General features: G+C 45.1%; 12 protein-coding genes and 1 riboswitch. Of the genes, 7 read left to right on the top strand and 5 right to left on the bottom strand.

Annotated features, from left to right (window positions below; translation table 11 throughout):
• Positions 1–4: 4 nt before the first annotated feature.
• Together D0T51_RS10305 and D0T51_RS10300 are read right to left on the bottom strand one after the other, a co-directional pair.
• Positions 5–1105, bottom strand: coding sequence for a YncE family protein (locus D0T51_RS10305; protein WP_163728962.1), 1101 nt, complete (start codon positions 1103–1105; stop codon positions 5–7).
• A gap of 16 nt (positions 1106–1121) precedes the next feature.
• On the bottom strand, positions 1122–3125 hold the full coding sequence (locus D0T51_RS10300; RefSeq protein ID WP_163728959.1) for a TonB-dependent siderophore receptor: 2004 nt from the start codon (positions 3123–3125) through the stop codon (positions 1122–1124).
• 34 nt (positions 3126–3159) lie between these two features.
• Positions 3160–3371: riboswitch (cobalamin riboswitch) on the bottom strand.
• Positions 3372–3727: 356 nt separating this feature from the next.
• Between D0T51_RS10300 and D0T51_RS10295 the strand changes: the two genes are divergently transcribed.
• The 7 genes from D0T51_RS10295 to nudC all read left to right on the top strand — a co-directional run bounded on the left by D0T51_RS10295 (position 3728) and on the right by nudC (position 11744).
• A complete protein-coding gene (locus D0T51_RS10295; RefSeq protein ID WP_163728956.1) occupies positions 3728–5110 on the top strand; it encodes a S8 family serine peptidase in 1383 nt (460 codons plus the stop codon).
• Positions 5091–6425, top strand: coding sequence for an exodeoxyribonuclease VII large subunit (gene xseA, locus D0T51_RS10290; RefSeq protein WP_163728953.1), 1335 nt, complete (start codon positions 5091–5093; stop codon positions 6423–6425). Before D0T51_RS10295 ends, xseA begins: the two co-directional genes overlap by 20 nt.
• Positions 6426–6442: 17 nt before the next feature.
• Positions 6443–6640 (top strand): exodeoxyribonuclease VII small subunit, encoded by a 198-nt coding sequence (gene xseB / locus D0T51_RS10285; RefSeq protein WP_163728950.1) that lies wholly within the window; start codon positions 6443–6445, stop codon positions 6638–6640.
• Positions 6640–7341 carry a 2-C-methyl-D-erythritol 4-phosphate cytidylyltransferase gene (locus D0T51_RS10280; protein WP_163728947.1) on the top strand — a complete coding sequence of 234 codons (702 nt, stop codon included), beginning with the start codon at positions 6640–6642 and terminating at the stop codon, positions 7339–7341. The genes xseB and D0T51_RS10280 overlap by 1 nt, the downstream gene beginning before the upstream one ends.
• Positions 7342–7354: 13 nt before the next feature.
• A complete protein-coding gene (recG, locus tag D0T51_RS10275) occupies positions 7355–9454 on the top strand; it encodes an ATP-dependent DNA helicase RecG (protein WP_163728944.1) in 2100 nt (699 codons plus the stop codon).
• A gap of 212 nt (positions 9455–9666) precedes the next feature.
• A complete protein-coding gene (locus D0T51_RS10270) occupies positions 9667–10890 on the top strand; it encodes a peptidoglycan DD-metalloendopeptidase family protein (RefSeq protein ID WP_163728941.1) in 1224 nt (407 codons plus the stop codon).
• 74 nt (positions 10891–10964) lie between these two features.
• The gene (nudC, locus tag D0T51_RS10265; protein WP_163728938.1) at positions 10965–11744 is read left to right on the top strand and encodes an NAD(+) diphosphatase; all 780 of its coding nucleotides are present in this window, start codon (positions 10965–10967) and stop codon (positions 11742–11744) included.
• Here nudC and D0T51_RS10260 read toward each other — a convergent pair.
• The 3 genes from D0T51_RS10260 to ispF all read right to left on the bottom strand — a co-directional run bounded on the left by D0T51_RS10260 (position 11641) and on the right by ispF (position 14732).
• Positions 11641–12471, bottom strand: coding sequence for a DUF4858 domain-containing protein (locus tag D0T51_RS10260; RefSeq protein ID WP_163728936.1), 831 nt, complete (start codon positions 12469–12471; stop codon positions 11641–11643). The genes nudC and D0T51_RS10260 overlap by 104 nt on opposite strands.
• 170 nt (positions 12472–12641) lie before the next feature.
• On the bottom strand, positions 12642–14216 hold the full coding sequence (gene nadB, locus D0T51_RS10255) for an L-aspartate oxidase (protein WP_163728933.1): 1575 nt from the start codon (positions 14214–14216) through the stop codon (positions 12642–12644).
• 33 nt (positions 14217–14249) lie between these two features.
• Positions 14250–14732: a 2-C-methyl-D-erythritol 2,4-cyclodiphosphate synthase gene (ispF, locus tag D0T51_RS10250; protein WP_163728930.1), complete on the bottom strand. Its 483-nt coding sequence runs from the start codon at positions 14730–14732 to the stop codon at positions 14250–14252.
• Between the last annotated feature and the right edge of the window lies 1 nt (position 14733).

Genomic DNA, 14733 nt, shown 5'->3' with positions numbered 1-14733 from the left:
GGTATTATTGAGTGACGAAAAAGGCTCCCATAGGGTTAATACCGGATATGCCAAAACTGTTTATCTTTTTCCCTTCCGCAGAGAATACATAGATGTCTCCTGTATTGGTATAATCTCCTGCTGTGATATAGATAGAACCATCTACCGGGTCTACATTTACATAAGCCGGATTCTCGATGGTCGTTCCGTCGGTAATAAAGTTTTCTGTGGTGATCTTACCGGCTTGGATATCATAGATCATATATTTTGTATTTGCCGGTTTCCAACCAGTAGAAGCGTTAGACTCAGAAGTTATGATATATAATTTGTCGTTACATACGGTCATATTGATCTGGTCATTCACACAGATAATATCCGTTTTTCCTGTTTGAGGATCTATCTTCTGAAGGCTTGCTTTTATGTCATAGTAATTACCCGATGACATGACATACAAATTACCTTCATTATCTGTTTCTACCCAGCGTGGGTTTAGAACTACTTTAACGACCTCCTTCGAAACAGTAAAAGTAGCTGCATCCACAATAGACAAGGTCGAATCTTGTACCGGATTGTACCCGCCGGAGTTGGCAACGTATAACTTATTCTTTGCCACGGCCACCTTTTCAGGGTTAGGACCTACTTTCACCTTTTGGGTGATCTCCATAGAGGTGGTATCGATACAAGCCAGGTGACCATCAAAGAGGGTGACATATACTTTTCCATTGTGTGCTGTCAGGTAACGGGGAGATTGAGGTTGTCCTTCCGCATCTTTCGGAGAGATCGTTTGTAAGGACTTAGCACTCAGGTCTGTAATTTCAATGGTGTTTGATTTGTCCAGAGCGATATACATTTTACCGCCATAGATAAGCATATCGTTGGCTGTATCTCCCAGTCCGCGACTATTGGTTGCGGAGAATACCTTGGAGGTCAGTGCCTTTGTCTCCGGATTGTAAAAGTCTAAGGTCGAATTGTTTCCCATATATTTCCCGCTATTCAAAATATAAACTCCTGTCGTTTCTACCGGAGTGTCTGGGTATTCCGGGTCATTGTCATCGTCACAAGCTGTAAAGGCCAATGAGGTGATTAGAAATAAAGAAAAAAAGTAAAAGAGATTTTTTGTTTTCATTTCTTATATTGTTTGATTAATAATAGAATCCTATACTCAGGCGCCAGGAACGTCCCGGCATGGGGTAAAACTTTATTACATCGTAATTGATATTACCTAAATTGATAATCTCTCCCTGTAAACGTAAGCGGCAATTAGACCATGCGAACTCCCGGTTGAGAGAAATGCCCTGTTCGACATACTGCTTGATAAGATTGTCCTGCGTGTTTTGAGGCAAGGCATAGCGGTCGCCGACAATAGATAAATGATAACTTATATTCAACCAGGGATTGACCACAGAGGCCGAGGCTGTACCGCTGTGTTTGCTGGTATAAGGTATTTGATGCCGGTAGTTTTTGGCATTCTTATCCGTGATATCGATAGCCTTTTGGAAAGTATAACTACCCTGCAGATGCATAGCGATTTCTTTGTAAAGGGATATTTGTGTGGATAGATTGGCATCCAACCCTTTGATAGAGACCTCACCCATATTCATCATTTTCCAGATGAATAAGGTAGGCATTGCCACTATCTTGTCATGCACCTGATTGTAGTATCCGTCGACGGAGATGCTTGTAGAAGGAAGGATGTCGGCCAACTGCCCGTTCCAGGTCAATCCGATATTGTATTGCCTTGTTCTTTCCGGTTTTAAATTCGTATTCCCCATGCGTAGATAATAGAGGTCGTTGAATGTCGGGACACGGAATATATCTTTAAAAGCTGCCCGGATCCGCAGGTTTTGTGCCGGGAAGATACGCCAGGATGCACTTATGGCAGGAGATAATCGTTTCCTGTCGGCAGGACGATCGCCCCGGTCTACCTTTTCACTCATCCAGGTGCCCAATAGACTGGCAGTGGCTGTCAGGCGTTTGTTTTTATATTGCGTGGCCAAGACCGTCAAGGAGCTGTACCGGGTAGGATAGGGGCATTCGGGTAAGGTGTTGTCCAGTGTATTGACAAAGAAGTCTTCTGTCAGGGAGAAAGAGAATTCTTTGTTCAGTCTGTAAAGACCGGATGCGGAACCGTAATATTCGTTTTGTGTATACCGGTCGTCCTGCCTGCCCGATTCGTATTTGTTGTTTATATCCAGGTAGCGGTTCCAGGCATAATTGTATTTCAACTGTGCCTGGAAGGCGAATTTTTCGTTATACTGGTTTTTATAATGCACCTGGGCAAAGGCGTTTTTATCCCATAGGCGCTCTGCAGCATAATCATTGTATAAGATAACGGATCCGGGCAGCCCTCTTTCCGAATCAAAATAATACGCTTTTATAGCCAGGGTGGCTGTTTTCCCGGCTTTGCCGTATAGGTTGATCTCTGTTCGTCCGCTTTCGATATCGCTGTTTTTACGTTTCAACCGGTCTTTTTCTGTTCCATTGACAAGGGTAAAGGGGTAATTCCCATCCGCCCGTAAATAGTCACCGTGTAAAGAAACCGACCAGGTGGAGGAGAGTTTCCGGTCGTATCGGATATAAGGATTGATAAGGCCAAACGATCCTGTTTTGAGTTGAGCTTGCCATTTGAAGGAGCGGTCTTTGAAGAGGGGGGCACTGGTCTTTATATTTAAAGCCCCTGCCGAAGCATACATCCGGGCTGTCTGAAAAATATCATCTATCTGCCCGATAGACAAGGATACGGATTCTACGTTGTCCAGAGAAAACCGGCTGATATCCACCTGTCCATTTTGGGCATCGGAGATAGTGACGCCATCGTAACTCACGGCTGTATGTTGTGCTCCCAGGCTGCGAACAGAGACGGTCTTCAAGCCGCCTATGCCTCCGTAGTCCTTTACTGTCACACCGGAGAAACGTTTGACTGCTTCGGAAAGATCTTGTATGCCCAATCGTTCCATGTCCGACCGGTCCATCAATTGCATCGGAGCACCTTGCCGGGTACCGGAAATACGTGCCTTCTCCACCACCTCCACTTGTGTGAGGCTGCGGACGGTCGTCGTATCTGTTTGTTGCGCCGGCAAATAAATGACGCCAATCAATCCCATACCCACTAGGTATAGTTTCTTTTTCAGCAATAAATTAGACATTCCACTTCGGTTATCAACACCTTTACCCGAGGTATTGCTTCGTTTCGATCATGGCAGGTTTTCTGGCTCGTTCTCCCTTTACCGGCCGCCTTCCCAACGATTCAATTAAAAATCGTCAGTGGCAACAAGAATTGCCGGGGTTTTATAGAACTTACAGCTACGGGTACAGCTCCGGTCTTACACCGGATTCCCTTTTACTAACTCTTCTTGAACAAAAAGAGTTACACCATAATGCGATGCAAAGATATATGCTTTATTTCTTTGAACAATAGATTCGGAGATTTATTTTTTGTTTCCTTGCGGTTCGGTAATTCTCTAATTCAACTATATACCACGGGTTTGACAACCCGCGGTTATTCACCTGAAACCCCTCCGGGGTAACCCCTACTACCTCTTTTTTGGGGGGATATTTTAGTGTTGATAGCTATCGTCAGTACTGTCCATAGCTATCAACAGTACTGTCGACAATTATCAACAGTACTGTCGACGATCGTCGACAGTAAAATTATCCTTGCTTGGCAATCCTCCATGAAAATAGATTTTCCTTTCGGATTCCACTCACCTTTCACTATATTTGTATTCCCAAATGAAGTGAAAGATCTATGAATAGAGGGTTGGTTGTTCTTGTTTTTTTATTTTTTCAGGTATTTTGTTTGTCTGCCGCAGAAGCGTATAGCTTCCGGGTATACCTGAGTGATAAAGGTGAGTCTGGTTATACTATAGATAAACCGGAGGAATTTCTGTCTCCCGAAGCGATTGCCCGGAGATTGAGAAAAAGGATAGGGATCGACTCTTCCGATCTGCCCATAGCTTCTTCTTATCTGCAGGCATTGACGGCTACCGGAGGAAAATTAGTGACACAAAGCAAGTGGCTGTCTACTGTGGTGCTTTCCAGTCCGGATAGTCTGTTGATCGATCGACTCCAGGAATTAGCAATCGTTGATTCGGTCAAATGTGTGTGGAGAGGAGAGAGGGAAGAAACGAAAGAAAGGGATAGGGAAGACGAAGCTTCTTGTTTACTTTCTTCTGACACCCGGTTGAAAGCCTATTACGGATATGGCGAACCACAGATCAAGATGCTTAATGGAATCAAACTTCATGAGAGGGGATTCACCGGAGAAGGGGTGTCTGTGGCCGTGATTGATGCCGGCTTTATGCATGTCGATCGTATCAATGCCTTTGACTCTTTACGATTAGCGGGTACTTATAATTTTGTATCTCCGGGAGAAAGTGTGTTTGAAGCCGATGACCATGGCACGAAGGTTTTATCCTGCCTGGCAGCCAATCTGCCCGGAGTTATGGTGGGGACGGCTCCGCATGCTTCTTATTGGTTGTTGAAAAGTGAAGATGAACGAACGGAATATCCCGTCGAAGAAGATTATTGGGCAGCAGCTGTCGAGTTTGCCGATAGTGTAGGCGTGGACGTTATCAGTTCCTCCCTGGGTTATTCCCGTTTTGATGAAGAAGGGATGAGTTATGGACAAGAGGCTTTAGACGGTAAAACAACCCTTATCAGCCGGATAGCAACATGCGCGGCAGAGAAAGGGCTTTTTGTTTTTTGTAGTGCCGGAAACGAGGGCAATAACCCTTGGGAGAAAATTACTTTCCCTTCCGACGCTGAGGGGATAGTAACCATTGGAGCGATTACGGATAAAAAAGAAAAAAGCAGTTTCAGCTCCACCGGGTTCACCTCCGATTACCGGGTGAAGCCCGATCTGGTGGCCTTGGGTAGTGGTAACTGTGTGATTGATGCCTATGGGAATGTGCGTTATGCGAATGGAACCTCTTTTGCCACTCCTATCCTGGCCGGTCTGGGCATTTGTCTTTACCAGGCATTGCCGACCCTTACTCATAAGGAGTTAATCACTCTGTTACAAGAATCTTCCTCTCAGTATAAACGTCCGGATGCTGAAAAAGGCTATGGTATTCCCGATGTATACAAAACCTATAAAAAAGGATTGAAATATGTTCACACAGGCGACTGATACTACACCTGCCGAACGGTCGGCTTTGTCTCTGTTAGACCTCAACCGGTCTATACGGCAGGCTATCAACCGCTCTTTCCCTCAAAGTTGTTGGATACAGGCGGAGACAAGCGATGTACGCGTGAATGCCTCCTCGGGACATTGTTACCTGGAGTTTATCGAAAAACAGGCGACGTCGGGGCAATTGGTGGCTAAAGCCCGTGGAACGATATGGGCAAAGACGTTTCATCTGTTGAAACCTTATTTTGAGAAAGAAACCGGACAACGATTCGGCTCCGGCTTAAAGGTATTGGTAAAGGTGATGATTGATTACCATGAATTGTATGGATTTAACCTAACCGTAACCGATATCGATCCTACGTATACCTTGGGAGATATGGTACGCAAACGGATGGAGATTATCCGTCAATTACAGGAGGAAGGAGTCTTTTCTTTAAACAAAGAGCTTCCTTTCCCAACCTTGCCCCAACGTATTGCCGTGATCACTTCGGCAACAGCCGCCGGGTACGAAGATTTCCTGAATCAACTGGTACATAATAAGGCCGGATATCCTTTTTATATCAAACTCTTTCCGGCATTGATGCAGGGAGAGAAGACTGAAATGTCTATCATTGCGGCACTCGATCATCTGTATCATCAGCGGGCACATTTTGATGTGCTTGTTATCATCCGTGGAGGAGGATCTACGGCCGATCTGAGTTGCTTCGATTCCTATTTGCTGGCAACTCACTGTGCCCAGTTCCCTTTGCCGATAATCACCGGAATAGGGCATGAAAGGGACGATACGGTTTTGGATATGGTAGCCCATACCCGCATGAAAACACCGACGGCCGTAGCTGAGTTTCTGATCGGGCAGATGAACCAGGCGGCAGAGGTGTTGGCAGAGATGCAACAACATATCCAGTTGTTTGTGACTGATCACCTATTGGGACAAAAGAATTTCTTGCAACTCTTAGGCACCCGCCTGCCTAGTCTTGTCTCCAACCGCCTGGAGCGCAACCGCAATAACTTACAAGGACTGACAGGACGATTACCGGCACTGGCTTCTTCTTTGTTTTCCCGGCATGCCGTTTTCTTGGATGGTATGCAGTCGCGTCTAACCAATGGGGTATCCTCTTTGTTGACAGAGAATAACCGGCAGATACAATTGTCGGAACAGTTTATAAAAATGAGTTCTCCCGAATATATTTTAAAACGAGGATACAGCCTGACGATGCAAGAGGGACGTATCATTAAACAGGCAAGTGAACTGAAACCGGGAGATCGGATCGTTTCGCGTTTCTCGGATGGGGAGAGACAAAGTATTGTAGAATAAATCAATAAGAATCAAACATGACACAAAAAACAGAAACATATAACGAAGCCATAGAGAAACTTCGTAAGATCGTAGCCGAGATTGAAAATAATGAATTGGATGTAGATGTGCTCTCTGAAAAGGTGAAAGAAGCAACCCGGCTGATTCAATTGTGTAAAGAAAAGCTTTTTAAAGCCGACGAAGAAGTCAAAAAAATATTGGAGGAACTGGATTAATGGAAAAGTATGTAATTATCGTAGCCGGAGGGAAAGGGCTTCGCATGGGATCTGATCTTCCCAAGCAATTTATGCCGATAGGAGGGAAGCCGGTATTAATGCGTACCTTGGAGAATTTCCACAATTGGGATGCCTCGGCAAAGTTAATCCTTGTCCTGCCGGAAGAGCACCAGGATTATTGGCGTATGTTATGTCAGGAAATAGGCTGTACCGTGACACATCATATCGTGAACGGAGGAGAAACCCGGTTTCATTCAGTGAAAAACGGATTGGAGTTTCTCTCAGAAGAGATGGGGCTTTTCCCGGAAAGGAATAAAAAAGCATGGATCGCTGTGCATGATGGGGTCCGCCCTTTTACCGGGCCGGATGTGATCGAAAATTGTTTTGGCAGTGCCGAGCAGGCGGGAAACGCCGTTCCGGTCATACCTATTGTGGATTCATTACGGGAAGTGACCGAAGAAGGAAGCAGACCAGTGGATCGTTCCCGCTTTTATATCGTACAAACGCCACAGGTTTTTCATAGTGATATCCTCTTAAAAGCCTATACCCTTCCTTATTCCCCCCTTTTTACGGATGATGCTTCTGTTGTAGAAGCGATGGGCGAGTCAATACATATGGTGCCGGGTAATAGGGAAAACATAAAGATCACTACGCCATTCGATCTGTTAATAGCAAAAGCCCTTTGTCCTCTCTGTCCATAAGAAAAGAGATACGATGTTAGTAGACCTCAGTAAACGTTCCATTACCTATCTGCCGGGGGTCGGCCCCCGTAAAGCAGAGGTTCTTCAGAAGGAAGCCCGTATTTCTTCTTATGAAGATCTGCTTTATTATTTCCCTTATAAATATATAGACCGGAGTCGTTTTTATAAAGTGGCGGAGGTAAACGGGCATATGCCTTATATTCAGTTAAAAGGACGTATACTTTATTATGATACGGTAGGGGAAGGCCGTACCAGGCGGTTGATAGGCAAATTCACGGATGGAACAGGTGTGATTGACCTCGTATGGTTCAAAGGATTGAGTTATATTACCGATAAATACCGTCCCGGAACGGAATACATTGTATTCGGAAAACCAACCGAATTCGGACAAATTGTCAACATCCCACATCCGGATATGGATCCGGTTGACCAGGCCAACCAGGTGGCAGGTGGCTTACATCCTTTCTATAACACCACCGAGCGCATGAAGAAGGCATTTCTTCATTCCCGGGCCATACAAGACCTGCAATATACCTTATTGAATAGCCTTCAGTGGGAGATCCCGGAGACACTGCCACCGGATATATTGAGACAGACGGGTATGATCTCTTTGTCGGAGGCTATGCGTCATATTCATTTCCCGGAGTCGGCTGAGATGTTACAAAAAGCGGAGTTGCGCCTGAAGTTTGATGAACTCTTTTATATCCAGCTTCATATTCTCCGTACATCCAGCTTGCGCAAATTGAAACTGAAAGGGATTGTTTTTCCTACCGTAGGGAATTATTTCAATAGTTTTTACAAAGACTATCTGCCTTTTGAACTCACCGGTGCCCAAAAACGGGTTATGAGAGAGATTCGTACCGATATGGGGAGTGGACGGCAGATGAACCGTCTCTTGCAAGGGGATGTGGGTAGTGGTAAAACCCTGGTTGCCTTACTGGCTATGTTGCTCTCTGTCGATAACAATTATCAGGCATGTATGATGGCCCCTACGGAGATTCTGGCTACGCAACATTATGCAACTGTGATGGCGTTTCTGAAAGATATGGATGTCAAAGTGGCTCTTCTTACCGGCTCTACCAAAAAGAAAGAACGTAATAAAATTCTGCCGGCTATTGCCAGTGGAGAGATACAGATTGTCATCGGCACACATGCCCTGATAGAAGAAACGGTGGTTTTCTCCTGCCTCGGCTTGGCTATCATTGATGAGCAGCATCGTTTTGGTGTGGAACAGCGTTCCCGTTTATGGGTGAAAAACACGACCATTCCCCATGTATTAGTGATGACGGCGACACCTATTCCCCGCACATTGGCGATGACCTTGTATGGCGACCTGGATGTCTCTGTGATTGATGAATTACCTCCGGGGCGTAAACCGATACAAACATTGCACCGGTACGATAATAAAAAGGCGGAACTCTATGAATTTCTTCGGAAAGAGATACGTCTGGGAAGACAAATATATGTAGTGTATCCCTTGATTGAAGGCAGTGAGAAGTTAGATTATAAAAACCTGGAAGAAGGATTCGAACTCTTTCAGGATATTTTCCCCGAATATACTGTTTGTATGGTTCACGGACGCATGAAAGCGGCCGAAAAAGAAAAGGAGATGCAGAAGTTTATATCCGGAGAAGCACAGATATTAATGGCGACAACCGTGATAGAGGTAGGGGTGAATGTGCCGAATGCCTCGGTGATGGTCATAGAAAGTGCAGAACGTTTCGGCCTTTCCCAATTGCATCAGCTACGGGGGCGGGTAGGGCGTGGAGCAGAACAGTCTTATTGCATCCTGGTCTCCTCTTATAAACTCAGTAATGAAACACGGAAACGCCTGGAGATCATGGTGGGAAGTAATAATGGTTTTGAAATAGCAGAGGCCGATCTGCGTTTGCGCGGATATGGCGACCTGGAGGGAACCCGACAAAGTGGAGAAGGGATTGACCTGAAAATAGCCAATCTGGCGGCCGACGGACAAATACTGCAATATGCCCGGGATATGGCCCAGGAGATATTGAACAAAGACCCGGAATTGGTATCCGAAACCAGCCGGATATTGAACGAAAGGCTCAAAATACTCTTTTCCCGGAAGGTTAATTGGGGATTAATTAGCTGATATGTTGTAAAACATATGTTTTATGTAAACCTTTATTGTATAATATATTACGGCTTTGTTTCCCCCTCTTTAGTCTATGGTTCGGGAAGTTTTAAGATTTATTTTTTGGGAGCTTTATTCCTTTTTGCGACCTTTGGCTGGTTAAAAAAAGGATCAGACTGCCCCTGACAGCTGATTTTTTCCAATTGAAAAAGCAAAAGCTAACGATAAATATGAAGATAAAAGCACTACTATGTATCGGTTGCGTCATACTCGCTACTCCTTTCGTTCATGCGCAGAAATCGAATACAAAAGGGCAAACAAATCCCTCTATTCAAGCGACTCAATTGATGGAGGAATACGTATCCGAATTTTTGGCGGATCGTGTAACGATCAAAAGAGATATCGCATTAAAAGAACTTATTGATATCAATGAAAGAGCGGAATTATTGGAGAGAGAATCTCTTCTGTTTCCCGCAGATGAATTATATGGATCTCATTGGGAAAATAAATTTGTAGACCCTTTCCGTGGTGGCGTAACTGCTACTTTCCCTGACTCTTGTGCCATTGATTGTTCTTCTTTCGTTCTTCCTATCGATACCGATATTAAAGTAACCTCCAAATACGGTCCTCGTCGGCGGGGTATGCACAAAGGAATTGACTTGAAAGTACAGGTTGGTGATACGATCCGTGCAGCGTTTGACGGAAAAATCCGTATACGCAGTTACGAACGGGGGGGATACGGCTATTACGTTGTCATTCGCCATCCGAACGGGTTGGAAACTATTTACGGGCATCTTTCCAAATTCTTAGTGGCGGAAAACGATATCGTACGTGCAGGTACACCTATTGCTTTGGGAGGAAATACGGGTCGTTCTACTGGTTCTCATCTTCATTTTGAGACCCGCTTTTTAGGACAGGCTATTAATCCGGCAGAAATTATAGATTTCACAGACGGTGTTCCTCATCAGGATATGTATGTGTTCCGTAATGTGAAAATCAACGGTAGAAACAGCAACATATATACCTCTTCCGATAGTAAAATGGTTTATCACCGGATTAAGTCAGGAGACACCTTGGGTAAGATTGCCCGGATGTACGGTACTACTGTGAAAGAGCTTTGTCGCTTGAATGGCCTGCGAAGCACTTCCACCTTGCGGATCGGACAATCCATTCGTTGTGTTGCTGGTGTAGAAACCAATGCCTCAAAGAAGACTACCCAGGCAGCCCCCAAGACTACAGTAAAAGCAACAACAGCTGCTGTCGCCGCCCTTTCCCAACAGGAGAAAGCGGTCAGTACAGGAGATAAAACACCTGTATACCATAAAATACAAGAAGGAGATACCCTAGGTGCTATTGCAGCGAAATATGGTACATCCGTTAGTAAATTATGTGAATTGAACGGCATCACACGTACGACTATTCTTCGGTTGGGAAAAGCAATCCGTTGTTCCTGACCTTTCTTACTGCAAGCTTTTTTTATCGATTCCGGGGATAATACGTATCTTTGGCGGCATAAATGAGTGCTCCTATGTATAAAGATAAAACGTTCTATTGGTATATCTTTTCCGAAGAAGGTCTTCTCCTTTTGGAAAAAGGTCAGAGAGGTACATATACAATTCCCACAGGCAATCATCCCCCTGTTCCCATTCAACAAACGATCGAACTGGCATGTTCGGAAGAAACGGCTTCTTATGCGGCTGTATCCCAAACAACGCTTGTGGAGACAGAGCAGTATCTGCCGATTGATTTACGTTCTTCCTGGGATTATCTGGAAGCTGCTCCGTATAAAATGGCAGGAAAGGCCGCTCAGTTAGTGTATTGGGATAAGCACAGCCGTTTTTGTCCCGTTTGTGGCACAGAGACCCAGCAGGTCAACACCATCATGAAGGCTTGTCCCTCCTGTCAATACGAACTCTATCCAGCTATTTCTACGGCAATCTTGGTGCTTATACGCAAAGAAGATACTGTGTTGTTGGTACGTGCCCGCAACTTCAAAGGCCCTTTTTATGGCTTGGTTGCCGGCTTTCTGGAGACCGGTGAGACATTGGAAGAATGTGTCTCCCGTGAAGTAAAAGAAGAGACCGGACTGGATATTAGCCATATTACCTATTTCGGCAATCAGTCCTGGCCTTTCCCCAGCGGTCTGATGGTTGGTTTTATTGCCGATTATGCCGGGGGAGAGATTCAATTACAAGAGGAAGAACTTATGGAAGCAGGATTTTTTCACCGAGAGAATCTGCCGGAATTGCCCAGGCGATTGAGTCTGGCCAGAAAGATGATCGATTGGTGGATAGAGAATCCCCAATAATTGCTACGGCCAGGCTGTCTTTTTTCTTGGCATTTGATTTTACCAAGGGAAGGACCAATTCCGGATTGACGGTACGGAAATTCCGTTGTTTATGTGGAGATGTACTTTCCGGGAGGCTGTTGTAGTATTTCCAGGAGGTTGCCTGTTTCTGGTTTTTTGCCTTTTGCCTGTATTCTTTACTAAACACATAAGCAATGGCCCCCATGAAATCAAAAGACTGTCCTCTGGGTACAGGCTTGCCGAGCGCACCTGGGGTCACCATGAAAAAGGCCGGGTTTATTTCCAGAACCGGTTGGGTGAAATCAGCCATATCCTTGGGGCCTGTGAGCCAAAACACGGAGGGCGGCAAATCTTTTAATGCCATTTTCCGCTTGAGCGAGTCACTCCATTGTATATATTCCGAGAAATCTTTGACTACCGGTAATTCGGGGGAAACAGAGAGCATAGGCGTCAACGGTTTATCCTGATTCAGAAAATGCCCCTCTTGTATGGATTTCATCGTTTCTATATTCAAGCGTATCGTATCTTTCCCGGCTAATACATTCTTAAGCCAAAGGGAATCTTTGCTTGTCCATTGGGCATAAACATAGCCTGTACTACTCATATAAAAAAGGAAATATATAATCAACTGTTTCTTCATATTCAACTTCTCAAGGATAGCTTTTTCAACCGGCCCCCGTATATAAACAAATGCGGCTTCGTTTAGACAAAAGATCCACAAAATCATTCGTTGTTTATTCCATCCAAACCAATAAAGAATCAAAAGTATATAGGATATCGCTTTGTATATCTATAAATTATTTAATTAGTATGTTGTATGTATAATGTTAAACCTTTTTGCATAGATTTAGCATAAAATGCGTACATAATTGTTAATTGTGGGCCGAGAAACCTCTTTTATTTTCTTTTTGCCGGCGGGTAGTCCAAGGTATAATGCAATCCCCGGCTCTCTTTGCGTTCGATCGCTTGTCGCATGATGAGGTAGCCTGTATTTACCATATTACGGAGTTCACAGATCTCTTTGGATGCCACCGAGCGTTTAAACAGGCTTTCTGTTTCTTCATAAATAATATCCAGGCGTACCCAGGCACGTTTCAAGCGTAAGTCCGAACGCACAATGCCTACGTATGAGCTCAGGATCTGTCCTACTTCTTTGGCACTTTGGGTTATGAGTATCATCTCTTCAGGTGATTGTACACCTTCGTCATTCCAGGCAGGGATATTCTCTTGATAGGAATAATTTCCGATCAGAGAAGTGCTGTGTCTGGCAGCGGCATCCGCATATACAACGGCTTCGATCAGCGAATTGGACGCCAGGCGGTTTCCTCCGTGCAGGCCTGTGCAGGCACATTCTCCGACAGCATAGAGCCGCTTGATGGACGAACTGCCGTCGAGATCGACCTTGATACCTCCGCACAGATAATGAGCGGCAGGGGCCACCGGAATATAGTCTTTGGTTATATCGACGCCCAGGCTCAGGCATTTTTCATAAATCGTAGGAAAATGTTTTTTTGTTTCTTCCGGATCTTTGTGGGTGACATCCAGATAGACAAAGTCATCCCCCCGTGTTTTCATCTCATTGTCAATAGCTCTTGCTACGATATCCCGGGGAGCCAATGAAAGACGTTCGTCGTATTTCTGCATAAACTCTTGTCCGTCCTGCGTACGCAAGACGGCACCGTAACCGCGCATCGCCTCCGTGATTAAGAATGACGGGCGATCGCCCGGATGATAGAAGGCGGTAGGATGAAATTGTACAAACTCCATGTCTTTCACCGTTCCTTTGGCCCGGTAAACCATAGCGATGCCATCGCCTGTTGCGACCAAAGGGTTGGTTGTCGTTTGATAGACAGCGCCTATTCCTCCCGTAGCCATTAGGGTCACCTTCGAGAGGAAGGTGTCGATCCGGCCGGTAGCTAGGTTCATAATATAAGCCCCATAACATTCGATATCCGGTGTCTGCCGGGTAACGGTCACCCCTAAATGGTGTTGTGTGAGGATCTCAATGGCGAAATAGTTTTCAAAAACGGAAATATTCGGATGTTGTTTGATGGCCTGTATCAGGCTGTCTTGTATTTCTGCGCCGGTATTGTCTTTGTGATGCAGGATACGGAATTCGGAATGTCCCCCTTCCCGGTGTAAGTCGAAATTGCCTTTTTCATCTTTGTCAAAGTCTACTCCCCAGCTAATCAGTTCCTGTATTTGTTCCGGTGCTTCCCGCACCACTTTCTCTACGGCTGTCCGGTCGCTTAACCAGTCACCGGCAATCATAGTATCTTCAATATGTTTTTCGAAATTGTCAACGATGAGGTTGGTTACCGAGGCGACTCCTCCTTGGGCAAAATAGGTGTTTGCCTCTTCCAATTCTGATTTACAAACAAGTGCTACCTTGCCTTTGTGTGCCACTTTTAGAGCAAAACTCATGCCGGCAATGCCTGAGCCGATCACTAAGAAATCAAATTTTTGTACCATTTCTGCATTTTTAGAAGGGACAAAGTTAGGCATTTAATCTATTGATTGAATCAAAACAGTAGCATAAGCTGCCATTCCTTCTTCTCTTCCGGTAAAACCGAGCTTTTCTGTTGTTGTCGCTTTGATGGATATATCGTTGACGGGTACCGCCATTACTTCGGCAAGAACCTCTTGCATAGCGGGTATATATTGTTTGAGTTTGGGACGTTCAGCCGCCACGGTTGCATCGATATTCCCCAGTTCATAGCCAGCCTCCCGGATCAGCTTCATGGTATCCCGTAAAAGGATTTTACTGTCAATATCTTTATACGCACCGGCGGTATCCGGAAAATGATATCCGATATCCCGCATATTCGCAGCTCCCAATAAGGCATCACAGATGGCATGGATCAGTACGTCCGCATCGCTATGTCCCTGTAGTCCGGCAGTATGCATTATCTGGATGCCTCCCAACCAAAGAGCCCGGCCGGGAGCAAACGCATGTACATCATAACCAAATCCAACCCGGATTTTCATC

Origin of the sequence: Parabacteroides sp. 52 (genome assembly GCF_010500925.1) — a bacterium.
In the GTDB taxonomy this organism is placed as follows: domain Bacteria; phylum Bacteroidota; class Bacteroidia; order Bacteroidales; family Tannerellaceae; genus QVMG01.
Note: the sequence above shows the minus strand (reverse complement) of the source record. Positions and strands in the feature narration are given on the sequence as shown.